The organism is Streptomyces sp. NPDC030820 (assembly GCF_055572075.1).
Map to the genome: position 1 here is coordinate 252,264 of NZ_JBVIEB010000013.1, position 26,612 is coordinate 278,875.

Consider the following 26,612-nt stretch of genomic DNA (forward strand, 5'->3'; position numbering starts at 1 on the left):
GCCCGCCGGAGGCGTGGGGGTCAGCAGTCGGGGATGACGGTGCCGTTGTTGTCCTTGGCCTCGTCGTTGCCCCAACGGGAGAGGTAGTAGGCGGACACGTACTGCCCCGAGGGCCCGGTGTCGGGGTCAGTCTTCAGCCACCAGTGGTTGTAGCTCGTGGCATCGCCGACCTGACGGCCCCACACCTTGCAGTAGACGTAGTTGGTGCCCGCCTTCAGGGTGCCGCTCTGGGTGGTGCTGGTCGGCGAGGCGTACACCGGCGCGTCGGCGTAGGTGTCGACCCAGTACTTGACCGGCGCCCCGGATGCGCCTCCGCTGTAGTAGGCCTCCAGTTCGCCGATGGACGTGAAGGTCTTCGTGCCGCCGGGCACGCCGATGATCCGCACACCGTCGCCCGAGGTCGGCGTGAAGTCGAACTGGTAGGTGTGGTTCTGGCCGGCGGAGGAGTCGTACGGGTAGGACGGCGACGTGCGGAGACCGGCCACGTCCGTCCAGGTGCCGTTGTTGCGGACCTGTACCCGGAGATTCTGCGCGAACCAGCCACCGTCGGAGAACATGTTGCCGGTGGTGTAGACGACCCGGTCCAGCGTGTAGGTGCGGGGCCAGGTGTAGCCCCACCAGCTCGCCGTCTTGTTCTCGTCGTTCCAGTCGTCGTCGGACTGGGTGAGGTTGCCGTCGTTGTAGTACTGGACGTTGCCGTAGTGCGTGGCGCGCTCGATGCCCACCGTGCCGGGCTCACGGGCGAGGTTGCGGGCCGGGTCCGCGGTGTTGGACGGGGTGGTCGGCACCTGTGGTTCGAGATGCATCTGGCGCAGCGAGAAGGTGTAGGCCCAGTTGTCGTTCGCCGGGTAGCCGCCGCCGCAGGGGCAGACGTTGGACTGCAGCCACACCGACTTGCCGTCGGCGCTGATGTACTTCGAGGGGATGGTGGTGGCATAGCCACCGTGTTTGGTGTGGGTCCAGGGATAGCCGCCGAAGTCCTTGGTCTCGAAGTGCTTCCACGGACCCCACGGGGTGGGCGACTCGTAGAACTCGAAGGTGTACTCGGTCCACGAGGTGTAGAGGTAGCGGTTCAGCGGCTTGTCGTAGACGATGCCGCCCTGGCTGATGGTGGTCAGGTTGCTCGCCCGGCCGGCGGTGTAGACGTTCTGGTAGATGTGGCGGTCGTCGTGCAGGACCGCGGTGCGCTGGTTGATGTCGGAGGACCAGGTGGGGTTGCCGGCGGAGTCGAAGCCGTTGACGAACTGCCAGGCGGAGCGGTCGAGCACCGACGCCCGGGGCACCCGGGCGAGGTAGACGTCCACCGGGTCGGGCACTCGGTCGTTGAACGAGTCCCGCCAGTTGTGGTCCAGGCCGTAGGCGTAGACGTAGCCGTCGGGCGCGTTGGCGTAGGCCTTGCCGTAGTCGAGGAACATGACCGTGGTGAAGACGCCGTTCGGGAACATGGGGGCCGTCTTGTCCCAGGTCCAGGTGCGGCCGTGGTCGGTCGACTTGGCGATGGTGGCGGCGGGGGCGTCGTTGAAGTCGGTGGCCAGGTCCTGCACGGCCAGGTAGAGGTTGCCGTCCACGCAGGCCATTCCGGTGGGCTTGCGGGTGTGGTCGGCCGTCCACACCTGGCCGACGGCGTCGCCCTGGGCCAGGCTGGTGCCCTGGAGGTTTCCGGGGGTGCCGGAGATGCGGGCGACCCCGATGTCGCTGTAGGGGGCGTTGAAGCCGACGCCGTCACCATAGGCGCCGTAGACGTTGTCGTCGTCCGACCAGCAGTTGGGCCACAGGTCGCCGTGGTTGGCGTTGTCCCCGACGGCCGGTGCGCCGACGGTGGCTCCGGAGTCGATCTGCACGGTGGAGAAGAAGTCGCTCTCCGGGGGCGAGCTGAGAGCGGTGGCGGCGGGCGCCAAGGTACGGGACTGCGCGGGCGTCGCGCTCGCCGTTGTCGGGGCGAGGGTCAGGAACAGGGCGGTGGCGATGCCGATGGCAGTGCGCCAGGGTCTGGCGGCTATGCGCATGGGGCGGCTCCAGATGAGGTGGGTGGTGGTCAGCAGTCGGGGATGACGGTGCCGTTGTTGTCCTTGGCCTCGTCGTTGCCCCAGCGGGTGAGGTAGTAGGCGGAGACGTACTGGCCCGCGGGTCCGGTGTCGGGGTCGGTCTTCAGCCACCAGTGGTTGTAGGTGTTGGAGTCACCGATCTGGCGGCCCCATGCCTTGCAGTAGACGTAGTTGGTGCCCGCGTTCAGGGTGCCGGTCTGGGTGGTGCTGGTCGGTGAGGCGTAGACGGGTGCGGTGGGAGAGGTGTCCACCCAGTACTTGACGGGGGACCCGCTGACGGTCACCTGGACGTCGGAGGACGCGGCCGAGGCGTTGCCCGCGGCGTCGAGGGCGACCACCCGGTAGTGCCAGGTCTGGCCGGCCGTCAGACCGGCGTGCACGAAGGAGGGGACCGCGGTGGTGCCTACCTGGTGCCCGGCGTCGATGGTCGGCGCGGCGTTCTGGGCGGCGTAGACCGCGTAGTGGTCCACCGCGGCGTCGTCGGTCGACGCCGCCCAGGTCACCCCCACCGTGCCCGCGCCGGTGGCGCGGGCCTGCGCGCCGGTCACCGCGGCGGGCGGCGTGGTGTCGGTGAACACCGGTACGGTCGAGACCGCCTGGTAGCGGCTCGCCGACCAGGCGGGCGAGCCGGACGCCGGCGCGAGCGTCACGGTGATCTTCGACTTGCCCTGGGTGAGCGACGGCGGCAGCGGGAAGGTGTCGTCCAGCCAGGCGTGGTTGGCGTTGCCCAGGGGTTCCAGCCAGGTGCCCGCGCTCTGGCCGTCGACCGAGACGTCGGCCCGCTGGTACTTCTGGCTCTGGTCGCCGGTGCGCCTGAGGACGACTCCCGTGTTGGCCGGGTCGACGGCGAGCGTGAAGCTGGTGCTCGCGGTGGTCGCCCGCCCGGTGGCGGTGACCGGGGTCTGCGTGCCGTCGTTGCCCTCGTAGGTGGCGGTGATCGTCGACACGCTGCCGGGGTCGGCCGAGGTGTAGGAGTGCGCGCTCTCGTCGCTGCTGTCGCCGACGTTCAGCGTGTCGGTGGTGCGCGCGGTCGGGCCCGGGTCGCCGTACCAGAACGCCGTGGAGGAGTACGACGCGGAGACGTCGTCGCCGTGGCCGCCGTCCGCCGCGTGGAAGTCGAAGCCGTGCTCGATGTCGTAGGTGATCGAGGAGGTGAACGGCACCGCGTCCTGGATGGTCAGCCGGTAGGCCGAGGTGCAGTCGTTGTTCGCCGGGCAGCCATAGGTGCCGGCCTGGTGCGACGGGTTTCCGGTCAGCGGCAGGGTGTACGGGCCGTTGATGAAGTACCAGCCGCTGTCGAAGTAGTCCTCGGTGCCGGTGCCGTTCGGGTTGGGGGTGGCCGAGCCGTCCACGTAGACGTGCTCGTTGCCCTCCAGGTAGACCCGGTTGCCCGGGCCGGTCATGCCGAGGGCGACACCGGCGAACTTGCCGTGTCCGGCCGCGTGCAGGATCTGGTAGTCCTGGCCGGCCTTCTGGTCGGCGGCCGAGACCGCGTGGGAGGTGGCGTGGAAGTGCGCGATGGTCCCGTCGGCCAGCTGGGAGGCACAGCTGCTGCACGGCGCGGACGTCACTTCGGCGGTGGCGCCGCTGATCGTGCGGTTCGAGCCGTTGTAGACGCTGACGGTCGCCGTGTCGGAGAACGGCATGGGCCACCAGGCCGACAGCCAGCCGGTGCCGCCCGGGTCCATCCCGGTCATCAGCGAGCGCACCCGGCCGTCGTACTGACTGGAGCCGAAGAACTCTCCCAGCGGGGCGTCGACGGTCTGCGTGCCGTCGAAGCTGATCCGGATCCGCGAGGAGGCGAGGACCTGGTTGCTGTCCAGCACCCCGGTCGGGGTGTAGCCGAAGGTACGGCTGCCCGACCAGGTCTGCCCGGTGATGGAGTACGCGTGCGCCGACTCGGATGCCGTGTCGCCGACGTCGACCGTGTCCGTGCGCTTGGTGGCGCCGGAGACGGTGGAGTCCACCTGGTAGGTGAACTCGTTGAAGTCCGCAGCCGAGGAGACGAATTGGTTGCTGATGGTGATGTGCGACTTGCCCGCGGTCAGCGAGGGCGGCAGGTCAAGGGTCTGGTCGACCCACGGGTGGCCGTCGGAGGCGGTCGGTACGGCGGTCCACTTCCCGGCCGGTGAGCCGTCGATGGTGACGTCCGCGACCTGGTCGGCGATGGTGGAGTCGAGACGTCGGGTGAGCCGCACCCCGGTGTTGCCCGGGTCGATCGCGACGGTGAACCGGCTGGAGCCACCGGAGCCGAACGCCCGCCCGTCGTCGGTGATCAGCGGCACCGAGTTCGCCGCATAGGTGAGCGAGTTCCGATCCCGCGTGCCGGACCAGGTCTGTCCGGTGATGGTGTACGCGTGCGCCGACTCGGATGCCGTGTCGCCGACGTCGACCGTGTCGGTGCGCTTGGGGCTGCCGTCGACCACGGAGTCGGCCCAGTAGGTGAACTCGTTGAAGTCCACGGCCGAGGAGACGAACTGGTTGGTGATGGTGAGCTGCGACTTGCCGGCGGTCACGGAGGCGGGCAGGTCCACGCTCTGGTCCACGAAGTGGCCCGTGCTCTGCGCCAGAGCCGTCCACCGGGCGACCTTGGTGCCGTTGACCAGGACGTCGGCGACCTGGTCGGCGACGGACTGGTCCAGCCTCCGGGTGAGCCGTACGCCCTGGTTGTCCGGGTCGATCGCGACGGTGAACTTGCTGGAGCCGCCGGAGCCGAAGGCCCGACCGTCGTCGGCCGGATCCAACTGGCTCGGTGGCGCGGTGAGTTGGGGCAGCTTCAGCCGCACCGCCGACAGGGCCGCCGGGCCGGACACCGAGGCGACCTGCGCGGAGGCGCCGGGCGCGAGCGTGAACGGTGTGGTGCTGGTCGTCGCCCCGCTCTGCGCGGGCTTCGGGTCCGCGGTGCCGGCTGCGTTCAGCGTTGCCAGGACGTCGCTCGCCTTGTCGCTCGGGTCGAAGGTCGTCACTCCCGAGGCGTCGGCGAAGGACCGGTAATCGACGTGGTAGTAGTCGGGGTCCGGCGTCTGGGTGGTGTAGACGAGCATGGAGGAGGTGTAGGTCATCGGCGCGTCGATGTGCACACCGCCGGACGACTGCGAGGCGTTGGCCACGAGCGGATATACGAACGGCGCGCCGAGCGAGCCGTTCACCACGCCCTGCAGACTGGAGTTGATCACCGTGGTGCCGTCGAGCACCACGACGAGGTTGCCCATGTCGGAGACGTCGCCCTGCACGCCGTTGGTGATCGAGGTCAGCCAGATCTGGTCGATCTCTCCCGGACCGGTGGCCTCCGCCATGACGCAGCCCGCGGCGCCGATGGTGCGCAGGCAGTTGCGCTGGTCGCCGTTGCCCTGGTTGCGGTCGAAGCTGGAGAACTGCTTCAACTGGACGCCACGCGGCACGGTGTCGAAGGCGTCGAGGTGACGCAGGGTGTCCCAGCCGACCGGGCCCTTGGCGGTGAAGGCGGACGCGGCCGCGGACGCGGCGGGTGCCGCCGCTGTGCCGACGGCGAAAACCGTCAGACATACGACGAGGAGGTGGGCGAGACGCCTGCGGAGCCCCGGGGGCCGGGGAGGGCGGGTACGGGTTGTCGCAGCATGCATGAGACGCGCTCCAGCAAGGAGTGAGGGGGGATCAGCAGTCCGGTATGACGATGCCGAGGTTGTCCTTGGCCTCGTCGTTGCCCCAGCGGGAGAGGTAGTAGGCGGAGACGTACTGGTCGGCGGGGCCGACGTCGGGGTCCGTCCTCAGCCACCAGTGGTTGTAGGTCGTGGCGTCACCGATCTGACGGCCCCACACCTTGCAGTAGACGTAGTTGGTGCCCTGGTAGAGGGTGCCGGTCTGGGTGGTGCTGGTTTCCGATGCGTACACCGGAGCGGTCGGCGAGGTGTCGGCCCAGTACTTGACGGAGACGGGCGCGGTGCCGCGGTAGAGGCGGACAGCGGCGAAGTAGTCGTCGTGGATGCTCATCGGCACCATGCGGACGTAGCCACCCGAGTACGGTGCCTCGACGATGTAGCCCTGCCCGATGTAGATCGCCACATGATGGACGGTGTCGGCCGACGTACCGAAGAAGACCAGGTCACCGGGGAGCAGCGGCGCTGTGCCGGCACTGGCGGGGAAGTGCGCGACCTGTGTGGAGTTCTGGATCTGCTCGTACGTCGGCCCCGGCACGACGTCCGCCCCGGTGGCGAGGTAGTACGCGTAGCGCACCATGCCCGAGCAGTCGAGGCCCTTCACGTTGCAGTCGTTGGGGGCGCCGTTGGAGGGGTCGCACGCTCCGTACGACGGGCCCGGGACGGACTCGTGGCCGCCGCCCCAGGAGTAGGGGGTGCCGATGAGGCCGCAGGCCTCGTTCACCGCGGCGTTCGCCTGGTCGGCCGCGCCCGGGGCGAGGACTCCGCAGGCGGGGTCGGCGTGGGCCGGCTGGGTGCCGGTGCCGAGGCCCACGACGAGCAACCCCGCCAGCAGTGTCAGTAGGGCGGCGAGTCTGAGGGCCGCCGGTGGGGGACCGTTGCGTGTTCTGCCGTGCAGGACCATCTCAACCTCGATCTCGAACGGGGAGGAATGACCGATCGGGTCGCCGGGAGCGGCGACGGTGCGGGAGGTGGCTGCGGCGGGACTCGGCGGCACCGTGCGGCCGCTGGTCCGCAGCCGTTCAGCAGTCGGGGATGACGGTGCCGTTGTTGTCCTTGGCCTCGTCGTTGCCCCAGCGGGAGAGGTAGTAGGCGGAGACGTACTGGTTCGCGGGGCCGACGTCGGGGTCGGTCTTCAGCCACCAGTGGTTGTAGGTCGTGGCGTCACCGATCTGACGGCCCCACACCTTGCAGTAGACGTAGTTGGTGCCCGCGTTCAGGGTGCCGGTCTGGGTGGTGCTCGTCGGCGAGGCGTAGACGGGTGCGGTGGGAGAGGTGTCCACCCAGTACTTGGCAGGGGGCGGGGTGCTGGCCGGGAAGGTGACGTCGACCCAGTCGTTGTCGGTCATGCCGAGTCCGTCCCAGAACGTACCGTCGGCGAGGTCGATGCCGGCCGGATTGGTGACCGTGAGTCCCGACTCGTCCAGGCCGTTGTTGTAGCCGTTCTGGTAGGCCGCCTGGGTCTCCGGCGTGCCCTGGGGAAGGTCGGTCCACGACTCGCGCACCGTGGAGGGGTTCCAGTAGTCGTCGGTGGTGTTGCGCGGGCCGACGTCCCAGACGGGTGCGGTCTCACAGCGGCCCAGGTGGCAGACCTGGACCTCGTACTCGTGGCCGCCGTTTGAGGCCAGGAGGCGTCGGGAGGGCAGGGCGACGAAGTGGTCACGGCTGGTGATGACGTGACCGTTGGCGGTGGTGCCGCCCACCAGTCCTTCGCGGGTGGCGTAGACCCGGTAGGTGACGGGGGCGTCCGCGGCGGGGGACGCCAGCGCGGGGCCGGTGGTCTGCTCGGATACGGCGGAGAGCGTCACCGACGACACCGTGGGGGCCGCGCCGTCGTCGGGCGAGGTGAGGACGAGGCGTACCTGGACGGTGGAGACCGGCTCCGGGAAGGTGACGGGGCGGCCGGGAACAGCGGTGCTCCACTGGGTCCAGGCGCCCGAGCGGTCCTGGCCGCGTACCTCGGTGTCCACCGTCGAGCCGGCCGGGTGGCTGGCGGTGGTCTCGACCGTCAGCGCGGTGAGGGTGCGGCCGAGCCGGGTGCGCGGTGCGGTGTACTCGGCGTAGGACCGGTCGGCGGGCCGCGCCGCCGGATGGTGGTGCCGGTCGCGTATGGTCAGGCCGTGCCCGGCCGGCGCGGTGTTGGTCCGGTCGGTGGTGTTCGCCGTCAGGTCGACGGACCAGGTCGAGTTGGCGACGGGGGCGGGCCGTGCCTCGGCCGGGGTGGGCAGCATGAGCGAGGCCAGCAGGGCTCCGAGGGCGGCGAGGGTGTGCGGAGCCCGGGACATGGTCGGTCTCATGGGAATCCTTGGTTCGGTGGGAGGGGGCCGGGGGAGGTCGGCCCGCCGGTGGGCGCGGGCGGGCCGTGTGCGCGTGGTGTCCCGGGTTCAGCAGTCGGGGATGACGGTGCCGTTGTTGTCCTTCGCCTCGTCGTTGCCCCAGCGGGAGAGGTAGTAGGCGGAGACGTACTGGTTCGCCGGTCCGACGTCGGGGTCGGTCTTCAGCCACCAGTGGTTGTAGCTCGTGGCGTCACCGATCTGACGGCCCCACACCTTGCAGTACACGTAGTTGGTGCCCTTGTAGAGGGTGCCGGTCTGGGTGGTGCTGGTCGGCGAGGCGTACGCCGGGGCGTCGGCGTAGGTGTCGACCCAGTACTTGGTGGGCGGCGGGGGAACGCTGCCTCCGCCGTCGACGTCGAGGTAGTCGCCGTCGATGTTGACGGTGACACCGCCCCAGGTCTCGTCGGTGCCACCGAAGTACTGGTGGATGCGCTGGTGGTTCGCCCAGTCGCCGACGGGCACATAGGTGCCGGCGTCGGTGTCGGCGACGTCGTTCCACCAGGCGAACCAGATGTGGTCCGGCATGGTGTAGGCGCCGGTGGAGTACTGCGCGGCCAGGTCACGCATGCCGGAACTGGCGCTGGAGTACACACCGGAGCGGTAGCCGCGCGCGTGCAGTTCGTCGGTCCAGGCGGAGAGGTAGTTCAGGACGCCGGTGCTGCAGGAGGAGTTGGTGTTGTCGTAGCCCTCCATGTCGTTGTAGACCACGCTGTCGGCCGGGATCCCGAGCGCCTGTGCCTGGGAGACGGCGTCGTCGGCTTCCGCGCTGCCCTGGCTGCGGGCGGTGGCCGGATCGGTGGAGACCCGGTGGCCGAAGGAGCTGCACGGCGCCTGGGAGCCGACGTAAGTCGGGATCAGATGCCAGCCGTTGGCGGTCACGGTGCTGACCCACGACGAGGTGAGATCGGCCTGGGCACAGGCGCGGCTGTTGCCGCCGATGTAGACGCCCACGGCCCGATAGGGGGACGCCCCCCAGGCGTTCATCGTGTCGGTGCTCGGGGCGGCACATGTGTCGAAGCCCTTGCCGGTGTAGGCGCCGGGCTGTGCGGTGACGCTCAGGGCAGCGGTGGAGGCGGTCGCCTTATGGGCACCGCTCGTGCTGGGCCGGGCCTGGCCGTCGAGCCGGCCGGTGCGCAGGATCCGCTCGGCCGACGCCTTGCCGGTGCCGTAGGTGGCGGTGGTGATGACCCCGGCGGAGGGCACGGCCAGTCGTATCTGGCCGGTTTCGGCTGCGGTGGTGCGTCCGGGCGTGTAGGTCGCGGTTCCCTTCGCCGCGACGACCGTGTCGCGGTCGACGGTCGCGGTGCCGGTGTTGTCCAGGGGTTCGATGAGCAGGGCCTCGGTGCGTCCCACGAGGTGGGTGGGGCAGTGCTCCTGACCCGTGGGGTGGCCGAGGTAGACGGCGTGCCGGTCGAAGCGCACGCAGGTGTCCGGCGCGGTGGCCAGATCGATGACCGGCCAGTCGGCCGGGACCCGGAGGTGGTAGCCGTGGTAGGCCACCTCTTGGGTGGCAGCGGTCGCGGCCTGCGCGCTGTGCGCGGTCAGCGCCGCCGATGCCGCGGTGAGCAGCAGAGCCAGGGCAGTGCGGGCCGTGCGTCTGGCACGGACGGGTTTAGCCATGTGCATGACGCCTCTCTGACTTACATGATCATGACAATTGCTACTTGGTGGGTGATTCGTGCCGATTTGAGGACTCAGGCGCGGGAAATCGTTACCGCGACAGTGCACGACGACCGGGTCGACGAGATGCTGCGCCCTTTGCCAGATTCCTTGCCACAGGCCGCTGTTCGCCGCCCGGCCCACACCATAGCGTCTGTGATATCGATTTCAAGAGCGCGGAACGAGAACGCTCGACATTTGACGGAACCGAACGACCGGCCGACGCATGACGGAGGCGCTGCGACGCGGCCTCCGTCAAGGGTCCTCCGGGACTCGTTCAGAAGGTGTCGCTGACCGTGACGTTGCGGTAGTCGGCCGCGGTGTCCTCGGTGACCAGACCGGGCTGCCCGTTGAGCAGTACCGGGAAGGTCGTGCCGCTGAAGGTGCGCTGCTGGGTCTGGGTGCCGTCGAGGAAGAAGGTGTATCCGGTGCCCGCCTTCACCACCTTGAGCGTGTGGTACTGGGTCGGATCGAACCCGCCCGGCAGGGGGGAGTTCTGCCAGGGCTGCTCGACACCCTGCACCACGGCGTGGGTGGCGAGCACTCCGTACTTGCGGTCGATGAAGACCTCGACGTGGTTGTCCTTGTCGGCGTACGAGGCGTAGATGCCGTACTTGGGGTACGACGAGGTCGTGCCGGTTGCGCTCCAGCGCACGTCGGCCGAGACGGTGTAGTTCTCGTAGTTCGGGTTGGCGGCGTAGAAGAGCTGGGACCACTGGACGCCGTTGAGCGAGGTCACGCTCGCGGTGTGGGTGTCCGTGACGGTCCAGGTGCCGGCCTTGCGGCCGTTGGTGCCGTCGCCCTCGGCCGCATCGCCGAACGCGTCGCCCCAGCCCGAGGCGTACGGGTCGGCAGAGGGCGTCGACCCGGGCTCGCCGGAGGGCACGTCCAGCGGTACCCCGTCGTTGACGGGGTACCCCAGCAGGGGCGAGCCGTCGTGGGCGTCCCAGTACAGCCGCTGGGCGCGAAGCTCGCGACCGGCGTCACAGCCCTGGGTGTTGGAGTGCACCAGGAACCAGTCCTCGTTGCCGTCCGGCGAGGTGATGGCTTCGAACGAGGCGGATCCGATGACATTGCCGTGGTACTTGAAGATCGGCCCGGTCTTCGCCCAGGAGGAGGGGTTGAGCAGATTGCCGTCGGAGTTGGTCAGCAGCCCGACCGCGTAGCTGCGGGTGCCGCAGAAACTCGCGGAGAAGGTGAGGTAGGTCCTTCCCCCGTGCTGGAAGGCCTCGGGTCCCTCGTTGACCGGGAAGTATCCGACGGTGCCGCTGCTCGGGCCGTCCGGCAGATCCACGGTCTCCCACGGCCGGGTGGGTGCCGAGATCTGCACCCGGCTGCTGCTGATGTGGAGCGGGTCGCTCATCGTTGCCAGGTAGATGTTCTGCTGATGGGCGTTGGCGGTGGGCCACCCGGACCAGGCGATGTACAGCCTGCCGTCGCTGCCGGCGAACACGGTCGGATCGATCGCCCACAGATCGCTCGACTCGTGGAGCTGGCCGTGGGCATAGCCGGTGTCGGCCTCGCTGTACGGGCCTGTCGGGTCGCCACCGGCCGCCTGCAGGACGAACAGCCGGTGACCGGATCCGTCGCCCGCCGAGGTCGCCGTGTAGTAGATGTAGAAATGGCCTTGCACGTAATGGATTTCAGGCGCCCAGACCTCGGCCGAGTTCGACTGTCCGGCAGGGATGTGGAACACGTCGTACTTCTCGGCCGTGGCGAAGCCGGTGATGGTGGCCGACTTCCACACGCACAGGTAGCCGGCGTCGCAGCCGTCCGTACTGGTCATGTAGTAGTAACCGCCGTACTGGATGACGTACGGGTCACTGACGTGCTGCCGGATGGGGTTTGCGAAGGTCACGGCGCCGACTGCTGCCGCGCGCGCTGTCGCCCGGTCGGCCTGGGCGACGGTCGGCAGGAGTGCGACGACGAGGGTGACCAGTCCCGCGAGAGTGCGCAGGAGCTGTCTCCGCCGTTTTCCGAGGAGTTCCAGCATGGTTGGCTCCGTATGGGGGGAGTGAAGCCGCCGACAGTCAGCGCCGAATCGGCAGCAGGGCAGAGGTTGTGCCGGGTGAGGCGGCGATCGGACGGTCACCCTTGACGCGCGGGTGAACGGCTCGACTCGCGCCGGTTATCAGGTGCATGACATTCGGGGCGCGCAGTCGACGGATCGGTGCGCGGAAGCCTTTCTCAACTACCGGCAGGGAATGGCCTCGGCGGCTCCCGACTACTGCCGCCTGCCCGTGGGCTGTCAGGGCGTCGAGGTGGCGCGGCAGTCTCCGGTGAAGATGAGGTCGATGTTCGATCGGCACCCCCTTCCTGAAATCGATTTCCGTCAGTGTAGGAACGGGGTGAGTGGGCGTCAATGGGCCGGAGCCTGCGCGGGGTCGGACGCCATTGGGGCGCGGTCTGCCGCCGCGACGGGCAACTGTGGGATTACGTGTCCCAGTTCCGTGCCCTCGCATACGGCGGCGGCGACTCCTATTCCGCCTCGGCTGTCGAGTGGGAGGCGGTCTCGATCCAAGCGGGCGGCAGCGGAGCGGGCCCCTACCGGAGGCGGCGGCTGGGCAAGGCCGCGGGGGCGACCCGCCGGGGTCTGAGGCCGGTAGGTACACCCCTAAGTCGTCTAAGTCGTCGCCTGAGGCCGGGGCCCGCTGTCACCCCTCTTGCCTGGTACAGGCTGCCACCCATAATCTATGTAGACCTACCTACCTAGTTTGGAATGTGATGAGCGAGACCGGTGTGAGCGCGGGGGAGAGCGGAAGGCGGCGTCCTGCCCGGGACCGGCTGCTGGCGGCGGCGGCCCGCCGCTTCTACGCCGACGGGGTGTCGGCGACCGGCATCGACACGATCACCGCCGAGGCCGGCGTGGCGAAGATGAGCCTGTACAACAACTTCTCCTCCAAGGCCGACCTGGTCATGGCCTACCTCGACGCCCGGCACGAAGAATGGCTTGGCCTGTACCGGGCGCGCCTGGAGCAGGCCCGGGGCCCGCGTGACGGTGTGCTGGCGGTGTTCGACGCCTACGCCGACCACGCGGCCTTCGCCTACGAGCGCGGCTTCCGCGGCTGCGGGCTCCTCAATGCCGCCGCCGAGCTCCCGGCCGGAGACGCAGGCCGGGCGGTGGTGCGCGCGCACAAGGAGGAAGTCGAGCGCCTGATCGCGGGCCACTTGGAGCAACTGCTTCCCGGGCGCCCGGACGAGGCACAGGCGGTGGCCGAGCACCTCGCCTTTCTCCTGGAGGGCGCGATGGCCCGCGCCGGCCTGGAGGGCGACGGCCGCTGCCTCCAGCACGCCCGCTCCATCGCGGCGGCCCTGCTGGACCGGCTGTGAAACGGCCCGCCGGACACGGCCGGTCCGCGGGTATGGGGGCCTTGTGCGTGCTGGCGGCCTCCGTCCTGTGGGGCACGACCGGCACGGCCGCCACGTTCGCCCCGGGCGTGGGCCCGCTCGCCATCGGTGCGGTCGCCATGGGCCTGGGTGGACTCCTGCAAGCCATCGCCGCCGCCCCGCAGATCGCCCGCCACGCCTCCCGCCTGCGCGAGCAATGCCGCACCGTGCTCCTCGGCGCCGCCTCGGTGGCGGTCTACCCCCTCGCGTTCTACAGCTCCATGCGCCTGGCCGGAGTCGCCGTGGGCACCGTGGTGTCGATCGGCACCGCCCCGCTCGCCTCGGTCCTGATCGAACGCGTCGTGGACGGCCGCCGGCTCACCCGCCGCTGGACGGTCGCAGCCGCGCTCGGTCTGCTCGGCACCGTCCTGCTGTGCGTCGCCGAAGCCGCCCGCGCCGCCGACGACACAGGAGGAGCATCCGTGGCCAGCACGCTGCTCGGCGTGAGCCTCGGCCTTGTCGCTGCCGCGACCTACGCCCTGTACTCCTGGGCCGCGCACCGGCTCATCACCCGCCGGATCGCCTCCCGCGCGGCGATGGGTGCCGTTTTCGGACTCGGCGGGCTGCTCCTCCTGCCCGTCCTGCTGGCCACCGGTGCTCCGCTCATCAGCTCCTGGTCCAACGCGGCTGTCGGCACCTATATGGCGCTGGTCCCCATGTTCGCGGGCTACGTCCTCTTCGGCTGGGGACTCGCGCACGTGCCCGCAAGCACCGCCACCACTCTGTCCCTGCTCGAACCGGCCGTCGCGGCCGTACTCGCCGTTGCGGTCGTCGGCGAACGCCTCCCCGCCGCCGGCTGGGTCGGCATCGCACTCGTCGTCACATGCCTCGCCGTCCTCACCAGCCCAGCACTCGCCGTCCCCGGCCGGCGTCGGCGCCCCAGCGGGCCGGTTCCGGCAGACGATGTCACCGGTGCGGTGGAGCCCGATCTGACCCCTGGCCGACCCTGAGGCCATCGGCGCAGACCTCCCCGGTACAAGCGACCGAAGGGACCCACCGACAAACCGTCGGCCACCTGACGCCCCGCCCGGTTGTCCGCGTTCCCTCCTGCGCCACAAACTCCCTCACCCGCACCGGGGTTGACGTGCCAGCAGGAGGAGCGACGGCCGAGAGCTACGTCCTGGGTGGGCACGGCTGCCCAGGCCGGCCCGGGCTCACAGCCACCGGCTGGCTGCTTCGACACTGTCACCACCGCTGGTGTTGAACGCGATCGCAGCCTTTGGCGCATGCCGTCGGACCAGGTTCACGACCTGCTCGAAGAGCGGCAGAAGAGGTTCCGGTTTGCGGATCCCGCCACCGATGACGACGACGTCCCAGTCGCGCTCGGACAGTGCCGCGATCACCGCGGGCTCTGCTGACTCGTCCAGCGCAATCAGCGTCATGGATGCATCGATGGCGTGGTCACCAAAACGTGCCAGTTCCTGGTCGAGGGCCGCGCGGATCACGTCCCCGTCCATACCAGGCACTGTGCTCGGATCGACTCCAAGAATGAGAACGGCGGGCATGTCCGGGAAGACGATCAGCTGCCTGCGCTGGTTCCCGAGGCGCAACACTGCCGTCTGAGCACCAAGGCCGATGCGAGGGCCGACGGCCACCTGGGGTGCGATGGACCCCAAGCTCGTAGCCGCCGCCTTCGGGATGGATCCCGAGGCCCCCCTCGATCTATCGTGCCGATCGTGTCGATCCCGGACGACTGCCCGCCCCGGAAACACCGTGACGGCGGATACCCCGCTGACCTACCGTTTCGCAAGTGAGCCCCGAAGACACCGCCACCGACAACTCCGCCGACCTCGTCGTCCGCTGCCAGCGTGACCGGACGGTCCACGTCAGGCTCTGCGACCGGTTCCGGGAGGACGAGGACTGCGTGCACTACGCCGTCGAGGCCGGCGCACCCGGTTTCAACGCCCGCGTCGACGCAGTGGCAGCCTGGAGCTGGGACACGGACCTGGCGCGCTTCCTGGACAAACTCGCCGCGGACTTTCGCGGCTGGGACGGGGAACGCATATGGCAGACCGCTGACCGGGACCTCACCGTCCGGGCCGTCTTTCACTCCGGCGGGCGCGTCGCGGTGAGCTGGACCCTCCGGCCCTGGCGGAACCCCACCGACAGCTGGAACGCCACCGTCACCACCTGGCTGGAAGCCGGCGAGCAGATGTCCACGCTCGCGACCGACGTCCGTGACTTCCTCCGCCACGAGCCCGAAACCCTCTGAACCGAGCGGAACCTGTCGTATTTCGGCCTGCCTCGCACAGGTTCGTCGGATCATGTGCGCGATCTGCTCGCGTGCGACCTGGCCCTTGGGTGCTGCATCGTCGCGCTGGCGTTCGAGCGTGGAGCGGAATTCGGTCGTGGTGACGAAGAACGTGCACGACTTGCAGATCGACTCGAAATGGCAGCCCATCTCGACCGGGTGAGCGCAGTAGGCGTTGCCGAGCGTCCGACGGTGCGTCTAGTGGCTCAGCTCGGACCCGGTAATTCATTGGGGCCAAGGGGCTTCGCTGGCTACGCTTCCCGGCGTGAATCCCGTGATCGACGTCTTGGCTTCCTCTGAAGTGGACTGTTTGGAGCGCCTGTGGGGGCAGCTCTTGGTCCACCACAGCCGGGAAGCCCCACATCTGGCGGCTCTGGGCGCGGTTCGCTCGCGCAAGGACTCATGGCGTCTGCGACGGGGGCAGTACCTCGAATGGATGCAGGAGCCGCTCACCGCGGTACTGGTCGCTCGGGATGGAGATCACCTACTCGGCTATGCGGTAGTGCGCATCCTCCACGCCCCGGGATCATGGCAGTGGGGAGACCAAGTCGGCGTCCTGGAAACCCTCGTGGTCGATGACGAGGCCCGCGGCGCCGGAGTCGGGCAGGCCCTGCTCAGGGCCGCGCGCCAGCGTCTCGCCGAGTCGGGTGTCCAGGTCATGAAGATCTCCGTCATGGCAGGCAACGACGGTGCCCTGCGCTTCTACCGGCGTGAAGGCGCCGTCGACTTCGTGGAGACGCTGGTCATGCCCGTCTCGGAGTGACGGCGTAGGGCGGATTGGCGCCTGTGCGGACGGTACTGCCCGGGCCAGGTCCGGCGGACTCGTCACGCGGCCTTGGCCGGGTACTGAGTCCACGTACGGATGGGTGAGTCGGGGGCGAAGCGGGTCTTCGGATCGGCGCGCGCGTTGCGCCATCGGATGTAGGCGGCGATGGCGGCGTCCTGCTCGTCGTGAGTGCGGTGGTCGGTGCCGTTGAGGGCGAAGTAGCGCAGAGCCGCGAACTGCGACTCGATCCAGTTCAGCCACGAGCCGTAGGTCGGCAAGAACACCAACTCGACGTGGTTGTCAGCAGCCCAGGTACGGACCTCGGCATGCCGGTGCGGGGAGAAGTTGTCCAGTACCACGTAGACCTGCTCACCGGGCTGTCGTCCTCGCAGAGTCTTGAGCAGGCCGAGAAACTCCCGCCACCGCTTGCGCTTGCGGATCCGGTAGTAGATCTTGCCGGTGACCAGATCCAGGCCGGCAAGCACGTGCATCACCCCGCCGTACCGGTTGTAGGTGGCCCACAGGCGCCGGGGCCTATTGATCGGACGCCACGCTTTGCCCTTGCGTGGCTGGAGGTTGAGCGGTCCGAACTCGTCCACCCATATCACCCGCCCGTCGGCCGGCGGGCTGTCGTACAGGGCCAGAACCCGGTGCATCTTGGCGATGAAGTCCGGGCACCGGCCTGGTCATCCTGTACCGCCGCCGCAAGGGCAAGGAGCTCCCGGCATGGAAGCAGGCCCACAACATGAGCCACAAGCAGGGAAGAGCCCGCCTTCAGCACGCCTTCGCCCGCATGAAGACCTGGAACATCCTGCGCGATTGCCGCCTTCGCGGTGACGGCGTCCACCACGCGATATCCGGCACGCCCAGATACGCAACCTCATGCTTGCCGGTAGGCGCCCGGTCGTCGCAAGGCAGGACGACCCCGACCGCAAGAACGATCATTTAGGGACATCCCTGAGGGACCCGGCAACCGCAGCTGCGGCCACTGCTCCGGCAGCCCAGATTCGTAGCGTCTTACGCAGGGCGTCGGACGGGGCAGATGGCCTTCTCGCTATGTCTGCGCCGGGTCCCTCAGACGCGAGCCGGGAGGTCCGGCCCCGGCACCCGGAAATATGGCTCCACGTCTACCAGTAGTGCCGTCGGCCGGCGACCGCGTGCCCCATGGAGCCCAGGATCCACAGCACCGCCCCTACGACGACGAGGATTACGCCGATGGTCCACAGGATGGATATCCCTGTGACGAAACCGATGATGAGCAGGATGACACCCAAGGCGATCATGGCAAGCCTCCTGTGATGAATCGCTCGCATAGTCCGAGTGCCCGGACTGGAACGGGATACGCCACCGGAAATCAGCTGATTCCGCAGGAATCCCACTTCGTATTCCGGGGCATCTCAGCGTGCGCAAAGAGGACAGGATGGCTCACGAGGATCATTTCCGGATATGGATCGGGGAACCAGGCCCGATTCGTCGATGCGGGTTGCTACCCGAAGTAGCCAAACGACTACCGATCGAAGGCGCGGACCGGCATGCCTTGGGAGCGCGCGGATCACCGGGCCTCGACGTCTCCGCAACGACCGTGACAATGTCTGACGGCGCCCGGGCCGGAGGCTCACAAGCGTGCCGGCTGTTTCGCGATGATCAGCGCTGCTGCCGTGTTCGGTGTCGCCGTGCGCCTCGCGGCCCGCGGTCGGCGCGGGTACGCCTCGTCGGTCGGCGTGCTTGCCTTCGGCACCTGCACCTGCACCGCGACCGCGCCGACGCCGCAAAGGCGCACTGACCACTGTTCGTCGACATTGTGGCGGTATGTCAACCCCCAGGTGCAGGCACCTAGTTCACTGCCTGCCTTCGCGCCACCTGTAACGGGTGAAAACCACTTGTACGGCTCGGGTAGCATGATCGAACTCACGAGGCTACCCCTCACCGCCCGTCCTTCACCGGAAAGCCGCGCTGTCCGGACGAAGGGCATCCTATTTGATCAAAATCTAATAAATCGGCCAAATAATTGATACCTATCGCATCGCGGGTGATTTCGCGAATAAGACGCAGATCCAGGTTCGCCGCGTGCCGCCGGCCACGGGTGATGCTGTGGGCTGCGGCGGCCGTGGCGACCCTCGGATTCCTCGTCGCGCTGGAGGTCGCCGCGCGTCGCTACGGCCTGCCGGGACCCATCACCAGTCAGGTGCGGGAGGTGATATTGCCTCCCAAATCGGGTTTTCTGCTGTACGCCAGCATGGCGTTGATGATGGTGGTGCTCACCTGGCGGCAACGGTTCATCGCGGCTGGTGCCGCGATCGGCATCGACATCGCCTTCTTGCTCGTGCGGTGGGCGTTCAGCATCAAGATCACCCATGGCCACCCCTTCGGCAACGGCGCGTTGTGGGTGATTTTGGGCTGTGCGGTCATCGCTGTGACGCGCCGAAGGGGCCGGGAACGTGTCCTGCTGTTGCAAGGCGTCGGGCTGGGCCTGCTGTTGGTGGCCGGCCGCAAGGCCGGCGATACCTGGCTACTGATCACGTCGAAGACCCGCCCTGCTGTGTTCGACCAGTACGTGGCCACGGCCGATCACGCGCTGGGCAACCCGTCGTGGCTGGCAGGCCAGATGGTCAGAGCCTCCGGTCCGATCGGCGCCCATATTCTCGACTACGTCTACGTTCAGCTGGCGGTGGCCGCAGTCGTCGTCGCGGCGTACCAGCTGCGTAACGTGGCGGTCGAGCGCCGATTCCCAAGCCACCATCTCGTACGCACATTTCTGGCCATCGGCGTCCTCGGCCCGGCCATCTACATGATCTTCCCGGTGGTCGGACCGGTCTTCGCCTACGGCGCCGACGGCGGGCACTGGGCGGTGGCCAACCTGTGGCCGGACACACCGCCGCCGATCCATACCCCGCATCAGATACCGTTCGACGAGATCACCCCACGCAACTGCATGCCCAGCCTGCACACAGCGTGGGCTACCACGATTTTCGTCCATTCCCGCAAGGGCCCACGGCTGCTGCGCTTCGCCGGCGCGTTCTGGCTGATTGCCACGCTCGGCGCAACACTGGGATTCGGCTACCACTACGGCGCCGATCTCATTGCCGGTGTGGTGTTTGCGCTCACGATCGAGGCAGCGCTGCGCTCGCTCGCCCAGGGCTGGGACCGGTCAGGAATCCGGCTGGTCGCTTACGGCGCAACGGTCTTCGCTGCGCTGTTGCTGTCATACCGGTATCTGCCGATCCAGATGGCCGAACATCCGTGGACATTCGGACCACTTCTCATTCTGACGATGACCTCAGTCGTCCGCGGCTACGTACGCACCACCAAACTGTGGGATCCAGAGGCTGCACCGGTGCGGCAACCGGAACCGCAACCCGAACCTGTTTAGGGGCCGCCTCATTTGGTAAGTCCTTGGCAGCGGATGAGTGGCTGGGCGAAGGAGTCGATGGCGAGCAATATGTCCCTCTGCGTCGCGTGATCAGATAGCGTGCGCAGCCATGGGTGAGCTGATATTGATCAGGCACGGCCAGACCGAGTGGAGCCTCTCGGGCCGGCACGCCGGACGCACCGACGTTCCACTGACTGACGCGGGGGAGGCCGCGGCCAAGGCTCTCGCTCCGAGACTGGCTTTGCGCCGACCGGTCGCCGTGTTCAGCAGTCCGCTGAGCCGCGCCATGCGGACGGCCGAGCTGGCCGGTCTGACCGCCGTCAAACCCGATCCCGACCTGGTGGAGTGGGACTACGGCGGCTACGAGGGCCTGACAGCTGCGCAGATCCGCGAGCGGCGACCGGGCTGGGACCTGTGGCGAGACGGCGTCGTTCCCGGCGATGCCGACCATCCCGGCGAGCAGCTCCAGCAGGTGGCCGCGCGCGTGGACGCCGTGCTGGACCGGATCCGGCCGCTGTTGAGCAATGGCGACGTCGCCGTCGTCGCCCACGGCCATCTGGCGCGTGTGCTCACCGTGCGCTGGCTTGGCCTCGACGCGTCCGACAGCCGACTCCTCGGCCACCCGCATCCAGGCACGCTGAGCTTCCTGGCCACCGAAGACGGGCAGCCCCTCATCTCTGCCTGGAACGTCCCCTAGTGCTGTGACCGCGTAGGTTCGCCGGGTTGGTGGGTTCTTCTCCCCGCCCCCGAAGCGTTCCACGGCCTGCAGCCGGATGCGCTCCCGCCCGGCCCTCCCGGCATCGGTCAACCCACCTCCTTGCACGTATCTGAGGCCCGGAACCCACCGGTCACCACCAGGCGACCCGCCTGGTCTCACGCTCTCGCGTTCAGTAGCTCCCGCTGACGGCGCTCGGGGTCGCGGTCGGCGACCCCGAGCGCCATAGGTCCGACCACCGGCCAGTCCTCCCTCACGGAGCAGCAGTCACTGGGTAGCCGCGCCGAACAGCCACAATCCGTAGGGCATGAGGATCAAGGGAACCGACATCAGCAAGCCCATCCTCCAGGATGTCCTTGACCCGACAAAGAGGCCGAATGCCGCCATGAGGATTGGCCAGACGACCAAGACGGCGAAGACGATCACACCCACACCTGAACCCATGCCTGCCCCCCCTCTTGTCACCCGCCCGGCGTGCATCGGCAGTCTTCTCTCCGATCACGCACCATTATTTGAACACGTTCAAATAGCTCGTGGCCAGTGATCTGACCCGTATCGTTCGCCGGGTTGGAGGGGAGTGTCACGATGTTCGTTGAGATCGTCCTCGTCGATCTGCCGATCGATCGCGATGACGTCGAGGACGCGTTGGAAGCCGCGCTGGGCCCCGACCGCGAGATCACTGGAGCGGGCAGCGGCATGCGACGCTGCGACCGCGACGTGGACATCGAGGCGGCCGACGCCCCGCAGCCCGGGCACGGCACCGTGTTCGCCGACGTCCGTGCATTCACCAGAATCCGCTCGCCCTCGGCGGTCACGTCCTCGATGACCAGCGGCGAAAGACCTGAAAACACCATATGCACACGCTCGTTGACATCGCGTACATGAGTGTCGACGACCCAGGCAACCCTCCGTCACCACCGAATGTGAGACATGGCCGTTCGTTTGACAGACCCCAGCTTCTGCCTCGGCAGATGGTGGAGCAGGCCGGCGAGGACAGCGCGGTCGTTGTCTGTGAACGTGGGCTTGCTGACCTGGCGTTGCAGTACGAGCAGTTGGTGCCGCCGGGCAAGGATCTCGATGTCTTTGTCCTGGTCGCTCATCGGCAGCAGGCGCAGGAGCGACAGGGTGTTCCCGTAGCCCCGGCTGCGGAGGGCTCCAGCCGGGGCGAGGGAGGAATGCGGTCAGGAGGCGGTGCCGGTCACCGTGGTGCCGGACTTGGTCACGTGGTACGTGACGGTGGCGCCGGACCAGAAGTGGAAGGTGAGCGTCACCGGAGCGCCGTCCTTGAGTGAGTTGAGGAAGTCGGCTTTGACGGTCGTGGTGTTGGCGCTGTAGTCGGGGCCGTAGTTGGCGAACGACTGGAACGTGGTCCAGGAGGCCGGGCCGGCGGCGGTGCCGTCGGCGTAGGTGGACTCCACGTTGGCCATCAGGTCACCGTTGAACTGGGTCGGGATGGTGAGCCCGTCGGCGGTTCCGTTGGCGTCGGAGAGCACCGGCTTGTCGTACGAGCGCACGTTGAGCTGCCAGGGGACTCCGGCGGAGTACCGGACCTGGAGTGTGGCGTCGACGCCGTGGGTGCGGTCGCCGGCGAGCCGGGTGAGGGCGTCCGCGGTCAGTGTCAGCTGGTCGCCGTCGAGGGTGTAGTCGCGGGAGGGGACCAGCTGGCGGTCGCCCTGCCAGAGCCCGGTGAAGGTGAGGCCGTTGCGGTTCAGGGTGATGGTCTGTGCCGTGATGGGGGCGGACTTCGGCAGGAAGATGTTGTCGGTGGAGGCGGTGCCCGAACGGGTGGTCCAGGACGACTTGATCAGGGCTGCCAGCTCGGGGTCCCGCCACTGCATGGTGGAGCGGTTCAGGAAGTCGTTTTCGGCGTCCCAGACCGCGCTGGTCATGCCATTGGCCCGGGCCTCGTAGTTGACCGCCTCGAAGTACTTCAGCATCTCCCCGCGCTCGACGACGCCGGAGTAGGGCGAGGTGAGCAGGCCGTATTCGCCGAGGTAGACGGGGATGCCCTTGGCGACGAGGGTGTCGTGCACCCGGGCGAAGCCGTCGGTCAGGTCCTTCTGGGTCCTGGCGTCGAAGGTCGTGCCGTTGGCGATGTTCACGCTGAACGGATAGAAGCTGTAGTAGTGCACGGTCGCCACCAGGTTGCGGTCGTGCAGCGAGTTGATCGTCGTCGACAGGTCGTCGAGCCAGTGCTGGGCGGAGTTGGTCTCCTCCGAGGGCAGGACGAGCAGGCGGTCCTTGTTCCGCCCGCCGGAGTTGCGGACGATGCTGTGGAACGAGGTGTTGAGCTCTCGCAGGTACTGGGTCTTCTGGGCGTCGGTCGCGTTGGAGAACTGCGGCTCGTTGATGCTCTCCATGAGCAGCGTGCGTGGCTCGTCCTTGAAGGCGGTGGCGATCTGCTGCCAGGTCGAGTTGAACCGCGCCATGATGGTGTCGTGGTCGGTGGACATGTTCTCGATCCACTTCCACGAGTCGTGGTGGACGTTGATCTCGACGTAAAGGCCGTCCGCCAGCGCCAGGTCGACCACCTGCTTGACCCGCTTCATCCACACCGGGTCGATGGTGTAGGGGGCGGTGTCGGACTGGTGGGGGAACCAGGTGACGGGGATGCGGACGCTCCGGAAGCCCCGGGCCCTCAGGCCGTCGAAGGTCGCCTTGGTGGTGAGCGGGTTGCCCCAGGAGGTCTCGTCGGGGATGGCGTCCAGGGTGTTGCCGAGGTTCCAGCTGGGCTGCATCTGCGCCACGGCGGCCATCGGGTCGTGCGGAACCCGGGCCCCTGCCGCCTCGGCTGCGGACCGGGGCTGGTCGGCCGGTGCGGCGGTGGCCGTGCCGCAGGCGAGGCTGCCCGCGGTGAACAGGGCCACCACGAGGCCGGCCGTCCGGTGGAGTCGGCGGTGGCGCGGTCGCGCGGTATGCGGTGCGTCATTCACGGCGTGTCCCTTTCGTGTGAACGGGTGGGGGATCCCCTGACGGGTTGGTCAGGGGAGCGGGAGGGGCTCGTAGTCGAACCGGTCGAAGTGGACGGTTCCGGTAGCGGCGTACATGCCGATGACCCGGCCGGTGAACCCGCCGGCCACCTCGGTGGACAGGTAGCGGCCGTCGAGCGCGGCGAGTGCGGTGAAGGTGCCGTCCGGCTCCTCGATGCCGAAGGAGAGCGTGTCGGGCCCGGTCCTCGCGCCGCTCGGGGGCAGCGGAGCGATCTCGACACCGAGGACCACCGCGCCGGCGGCCACCGGACGAGCGGCGACCTCGGTGCGCAGCGAGCCGATCCGGGCGAGCACCCTCACCTCGCCGCCGGCCGCCTCGATCTCGTAGTGGTGCTCCTCGTCCAGGCGGACGGCGAGGCCGCCGCGGCCGTCGGTGGCGTCGACCAGGGTGCGGGCCCGGCAGGCGAGGTGCTGCTGGCGCCGGCCGACGAAGACCGCGTCGTTCTCGTCCAAGGAGGCACCCGCAGCGTGCAGGGTCAGCCAGCCGGATCGTTCCTTCGTGGTGCACAGGCGCTCCGGCCGCTCGCGCAGCGAGATCCACCGGGGATGCAGCTCGGCCTGGTCGAAGTCGTCCCGGGTCGGTACGGCGGGCGCGGGGTGCAGCGGCCAGGCGGGGGTGGGCAGTTCGGGGGTGACCTCGCCGACGACCGGCCAGCCGTCCACCCACTCGACCGGGGCGAGGAAGGTCTCCCGGCCGAGCACGTGCCAGCCGGGGGTGCCGCCGCGCGGCCGTACGCCGAGCAGCACCATCCACCAGGAGCCGTCGGGCGCCTGGACGAGATCGGCGTGCCCGGTGTTCTGGATCGGGCGGGCGGTGCTGCGGTGGGTCAGGACCGGGTTGGCCGGGCACGGCTCGAACGGGCCGGAGGGCGTGAGGCCGCGGGCGATGGACACGCCGTGGCCGCGCTCCGTGCCGCCCTCGGCGATCATCAGGTACCAGTACCCGCCGATACGGTAGAGGTGAGGGGCCTCGGGGGCCAGGGCGCCGGGGGTGCCGGACCAGATCCGGTACGGTTCGCCGAGGGTCTCGCCGGTGGTCGGGTCGATGCGGACCTGGGAGACGCCGGCGACGGTGCACCAGCAGGTGCCGTCCTCGTCCCAGGCGAGGTCCGGGTCGATCCCGGGGACTCCGGGCAGCCGGACAGGGTCGGACCACGGACCGGCCGGGTCGATGGCGGTGAAGAGCATGTTCCCGCCGTCGCCGACGTTGGTGACGATCAGCCAGAAGCGGCCGTCGTGGTGGCGCAGCGTCGGTGCGTAGATCCCTCCGGAGGAGGGCATGTCGCGCGGGAGGCGCAGCTGGCTCGGCCGGTCCAGGGCGTTGCCGATCTGCGTCCAGTTCACCAGGTCGCGGCCGTGGAAGACCGGGATGCCGGGGAAGTACTCGAAGCTGGAGCAGACGAGGTAGTAGTCGTCGCCCACGCGGCAGACGCTGGGGTCGGGGTGGAAGCCGGGAATCACCGGGTTGGGGACGGTGCCGGCGGGCTGGGACTGGTCTGACACGTGGTCGTTTCCTTTCGGAGGTCTGTGTTCGGGGGGTGGTGCCCCGGCCCCTGGGGAGTCCGGGGCACCACCGGCTCATCGGGTTCAGCCGATCGCGCAGGAGGCGCCGTTGAACCAGAAGGCGGACGGATCGGCGTCGCTGCCGGACCAGGTGGCTCTGAAGCCCCACTGGACGCTCCCGCCCTGCGGGACGGCGGCGTCGTAGGACACGTTCTTGGCGTTGATGCTCGGGCCGCTCTGCGACACCGAGGCGTTCCAGCTGTTGGTGATGCTGTTGTCGCCGGGGAAGTTGAAGCCGAGGGACCAGCCGTTGACCTGGCCGAGGCTGTTGTTGACGACCGTCACGGAGCCGACCATGACGCCCGGCCACTCGTTCTTGTTGTAGACGACCCGGCAGGCCGCGCTGGTCGGGTGCATCTGCACGACCGTGATGCTGTAGGCGGGCACGGTCTGGGTGGTCGGGCTGCCGCTCTGGGCCGTGCCGATCGAGTGGGCGTTCTTGAGGTAGGAGTGGACGGTCGGGGTGGCGGAGGAAGGGGTGAACCCGGTGTAGGAGAGGTTCACCGTGGCGTCGTTGTTCGGGTCCCTGTTGATCAGCATGACGTCCACGTCGCCGTTGGCGCGGCGGACGGCGTGCGCGGAGAGCAGCGAGGACGAGCTGGCGGCCTTGACCAGGGTGTCGCCGGGCGCGCCCAGCCTGCTGATCATCTGGATGCCGTAGTAGGCGGGGAAGGGCGTGTTGACGGGCGGCTCGCAGGAGGCGCCGCTGGAGACCATGCCGCCGTCGTTGTAGTCGGTGGCGCCCTCGACGGTGGTCACCTTGCTGCAGTCGGTGCCGTTGCGCAGGTCCCACCAGTCCACGTTGAACGCGCCGTTCTCCAGCCAGGTGAGGTAGTTGTCCGGCGCGAACAATCCGTTCGGGGAGGTGTCCAGGTAGGCCTGGGCGTTTGCCTCGGTCACCGCGATGCCGACGTTCGGGGCGTTGGATCCGGCGTACTGGTTGATCAGCGAGCGCACGGTGCCGGCGATGTTCGGGTTCTGGGCCTGCGGTTTGGTGAGCAGGTCGGCCGGGCTGGTGCTGGTGGGGTAGGCGTGCACGATGGCGAAGTCGATCTTTGAGCCGGCGATCGACAGGACGGTGTGGTTCCAGTCCATGGTGTCGCCCGGGCCGACGATGCCGTCCGGCCAGTAGCCGGGGGTGGTCAGCACGGCGCCGATCTTGATGCTCGGGTCGGCCGCCTTCATCGCCGAGATGTACTGCAGCAGGTTGTCGGCGTAGGTGGTGGCGCTGTGGCTGCTGTGGGTGTCGTACTCCCATCCGCTGCCGTTGCTGTACTCGCCGTTGCCGTAGACCTCGTTGCCGACCTCCCAGTACTTGACCCCGTAGCCCTTGGTGACGTTGGCGTACTGGACCCAGGCGGCGGCCTCCTGCGGCGTGCCGGAGCCGTAGTTGGCGGTGATGATCGGCTGCGCTCCGGCGGCACGCACGGTGCCCATGAAGGCGTCGAAGCCGGTGTTCGGGGCGACGTACGCACCGGCGTCGGCGGTGCCGGTCCGCCAGTGGTAGACGTCGGAGTGGCTGCCGCCGGGGTAACGGACGGTGTTGATACCGGCCGTGCTGAGCAGGCCGGGGGTGGCGGCGGAGTTCATGCTGGCGTCGTAGACCGGGATGTTGACGCCGACGCCGGTGGCGGGGACGGTGGCGAGCTGCAGGGCGGCGTCGACCGACACCGACACGGAGTTAGCGGCGGTGGCGGGCGGTGCGACGGCGGCGATCGCGCCGGTGACGGCGAGCGCGAGGGCCGCAGCGGCGGCTATGGCGCGTTCACGACAGGTGTGGGCGGGTGATTTCATTGCGTCCCTCCAGGGGGTGGGGGGTGCGTGGTGTTCGGGTGGGGGATCGAACTCCCGCGAGCTGGACGGTGGAGCCCGGCGGGTTGCTTGGGGTCGGGCCC

General features: G+C 68.7%; 20 protein-coding genes and 2 pseudogenes. 8 read left to right on the top strand and 14 right to left on the bottom strand.

What is annotated here, in order from left to right; translation table 11 throughout:
* Nucleotides 1-20: 20 nt before the first annotated feature.
* The 6 genes and pseudogenes from ACZ418_RS32450 to ACZ418_RS32475 all read right to left on the bottom strand — a co-directional run.
* Nucleotides 21-314 (bottom strand): annotated as a pseudogene (locus ACZ418_RS32450) (M23 family peptidase); the annotation flags it as partial.
* A gap of 1,721 nt (nucleotides 315-2,035) precedes the next feature.
* Nucleotides 2,036-5,647: a glycoside hydrolase family 172 protein gene (locus tag ACZ418_RS32455; RefSeq protein ID WP_468370193.1), complete on the bottom strand. Its 3,612-nt coding sequence runs from the start codon at nucleotides 5,645-5,647 to the stop codon at nucleotides 2,036-2,038.
* Nucleotides 5,648-5,678: 31 nt separating this feature from the next.
* Nucleotides 5,679-6,677, bottom strand: coding sequence for a C40 family peptidase (locus ACZ418_RS32460; RefSeq protein WP_468370196.1), 999 nt, complete (start codon nucleotides 6,675-6,677; stop codon nucleotides 5,679-5,681).
* 25 nt (nucleotides 6,678-6,702) lie between these two features.
* Entirely contained in the window at nucleotides 6,703-7,977 is a 1,275-nt protein-coding gene (locus ACZ418_RS32465) for an SH3 domain-containing protein (RefSeq protein WP_468370198.1), read from the bottom strand.
* Nucleotides 7,978-8,064: 87 nt separating this feature from the next.
* Nucleotides 8,065-9,636, bottom strand: coding sequence for a DUF1906 domain-containing protein (locus ACZ418_RS32470; RefSeq protein WP_468370201.1), 1,572 nt, complete (start codon nucleotides 9,634-9,636; stop codon nucleotides 8,065-8,067).
* Between the two features lie 316 nt (nucleotides 9,637-9,952).
* The gene (locus ACZ418_RS32475) at nucleotides 9,953-11,668 is read right to left on the bottom strand and encodes a glycoside hydrolase family 43 protein (RefSeq protein ID WP_468370204.1); all 1,716 of its coding nucleotides are present in this window, start codon (nucleotides 11,666-11,668) and stop codon (nucleotides 9,953-9,955) included.
* Between the two features lie 731 nt (nucleotides 11,669-12,399).
* Between ACZ418_RS32475 and ACZ418_RS32480 the strand changes: the two genes are divergently transcribed.
* Together ACZ418_RS32480 and ACZ418_RS32485 are read left to right on the top strand one after the other, a co-directional pair.
* Nucleotides 12,400-13,005 carry a TetR/AcrR family transcriptional regulator gene (locus ACZ418_RS32480; protein WP_468370207.1) on the top strand — a complete coding sequence of 202 codons (606 nt, stop codon included), beginning with the start codon at nucleotides 12,400-12,402 and terminating at the stop codon, nucleotides 13,003-13,005.
* A gap of 47 nt (nucleotides 13,006-13,052) precedes the next feature.
* A complete protein-coding gene (locus ACZ418_RS32485; protein WP_468370209.1) occupies nucleotides 13,053-14,012 on the top strand; it encodes a DMT family transporter in 960 nt (319 codons plus the stop codon).
* A gap of 204 nt (nucleotides 14,013-14,216) precedes the next feature.
* Here the strand turns inward: ACZ418_RS32485 and ACZ418_RS32490 are convergent, their stop codons facing one another.
* Nucleotides 14,217-14,567, bottom strand: a complete 351-nt coding sequence (locus tag ACZ418_RS32490; protein WP_468370306.1) for a hypothetical protein — start codon at nucleotides 14,565-14,567, stop codon at nucleotides 14,217-14,219.
* 245 nt (nucleotides 14,568-14,812) lie between these two features.
* On the opposite strand from ACZ418_RS32490, the gene ACZ418_RS32495 reads away from it, so the two are divergent.
* Both ACZ418_RS32495 and ACZ418_RS32500 read left to right on the top strand, forming a co-directional pair.
* The gene (locus tag ACZ418_RS32495) at nucleotides 14,813-15,274 is read left to right on the top strand and encodes a DUF6228 family protein (RefSeq protein ID WP_468370211.1); all 462 of its coding nucleotides are present in this window, start codon (nucleotides 14,813-14,815) and stop codon (nucleotides 15,272-15,274) included.
* Between the two features lie 304 nt (nucleotides 15,275-15,578).
* Entirely contained in the window at nucleotides 15,579-16,076 is a 498-nt protein-coding gene (locus ACZ418_RS32500) for a GNAT family N-acetyltransferase (protein ID WP_468370213.1), read from the top strand.
* A gap of 62 nt (nucleotides 16,077-16,138) precedes the next feature.
* Here ACZ418_RS32500 and ACZ418_RS32505 read toward each other — a convergent pair whose 3' ends face one another.
* Entirely contained in the window at nucleotides 16,139-16,735 is a 597-nt protein-coding gene (locus tag ACZ418_RS32505) for an IS630 family transposase (RefSeq protein ID WP_468370215.1), read from the bottom strand.
* A gap of 14 nt (nucleotides 16,736-16,749) precedes the next feature.
* Here ACZ418_RS32505 and ACZ418_RS32510 point away from each other — a divergent pair.
* Nucleotides 16,750-16,973 (top strand): annotated as a pseudogene (locus tag ACZ418_RS32510) (IS5/IS1182 family transposase); the annotation flags it as partial.
* A 233-nt stretch (nucleotides 16,974-17,206) separates the two neighbouring features.
* On the opposite strand, the gene ACZ418_RS32515 reads toward ACZ418_RS32510, so the two are convergent.
* Entirely contained in the window at nucleotides 17,207-17,362 is a 156-nt protein-coding gene (locus tag ACZ418_RS32515) for a DUF6131 family protein (protein ID WP_468370218.1), read from the bottom strand.
* Nucleotides 17,363-17,694: 332 nt separating this feature from the next.
* Complete coding sequence (locus ACZ418_RS32520) at nucleotides 17,695-17,991, bottom strand: hypothetical protein (protein ID WP_468370220.1); 297 nt, start codon at nucleotides 17,989-17,991, stop codon at nucleotides 17,695-17,697.
* A gap of 174 nt (nucleotides 17,992-18,165) precedes the next feature.
* Between ACZ418_RS32520 and ACZ418_RS32525 the strand changes: the two genes are divergently transcribed.
* Together ACZ418_RS32525 and ACZ418_RS32530 are read left to right on the top strand one after the other, a co-directional pair.
* On the top strand, nucleotides 18,166-19,449 hold the full coding sequence (locus ACZ418_RS32525; protein ID WP_468370222.1) for a phosphatase PAP2 family protein: 1,284 nt from the start codon (nucleotides 18,166-18,168) through the stop codon (nucleotides 19,447-19,449).
* A 109-nt stretch (nucleotides 19,450-19,558) separates the two neighbouring features.
* Nucleotides 19,559-20,146, top strand: coding sequence for a histidine phosphatase family protein (locus tag ACZ418_RS32530; protein WP_468370224.1), 588 nt, complete (start codon nucleotides 19,559-19,561; stop codon nucleotides 20,144-20,146).
* Between the two features lie 285 nt (nucleotides 20,147-20,431).
* Here the strand turns inward: ACZ418_RS32530 and ACZ418_RS32535 are convergent, their stop codons facing one another.
* Nucleotides 20,432-20,590: a hypothetical protein gene (locus ACZ418_RS32535; protein WP_468370226.1), complete on the bottom strand. Its 159-nt coding sequence runs from the start codon at nucleotides 20,588-20,590 to the stop codon at nucleotides 20,432-20,434.
* 159 nt (nucleotides 20,591-20,749) lie between these two features.
* Between ACZ418_RS32535 and ACZ418_RS32540 the strand changes: the two genes are divergently transcribed.
* A complete protein-coding gene (locus ACZ418_RS32540) occupies nucleotides 20,750-21,049 on the top strand; it encodes a hypothetical protein (RefSeq protein ID WP_468370308.1) in 300 nt (99 codons plus the stop codon).
* A gap of 296 nt (nucleotides 21,050-21,345) precedes the next feature.
* Here ACZ418_RS32540 and ACZ418_RS32545 read toward each other — a convergent pair whose 3' ends face one another.
* From ACZ418_RS32545 to ACZ418_RS32555, 3 genes are all read right to left on the bottom strand, one after another.
* On the bottom strand, nucleotides 21,346-23,097 hold the full coding sequence (locus ACZ418_RS32545) for a cellulase family glycosylhydrolase (protein ID WP_468370228.1): 1,752 nt from the start codon (nucleotides 23,095-23,097) through the stop codon (nucleotides 21,346-21,348).
* A gap of 48 nt (nucleotides 23,098-23,145) precedes the next feature.
* A complete protein-coding gene (locus ACZ418_RS32550; protein ID WP_468370231.1) occupies nucleotides 23,146-24,657 on the bottom strand; it encodes a glycoside hydrolase family 43 protein in 1,512 nt (503 codons plus the stop codon).
* Between the two features lie 84 nt (nucleotides 24,658-24,741).
* Complete coding sequence (locus tag ACZ418_RS32555) at nucleotides 24,742-26,511, bottom strand: cellulose binding domain-containing protein (protein ID WP_468370234.1); 1,770 nt, start codon at nucleotides 26,509-26,511, stop codon at nucleotides 24,742-24,744.
* Nucleotides 26,512-26,612: the final 101 nt, after the last annotated feature.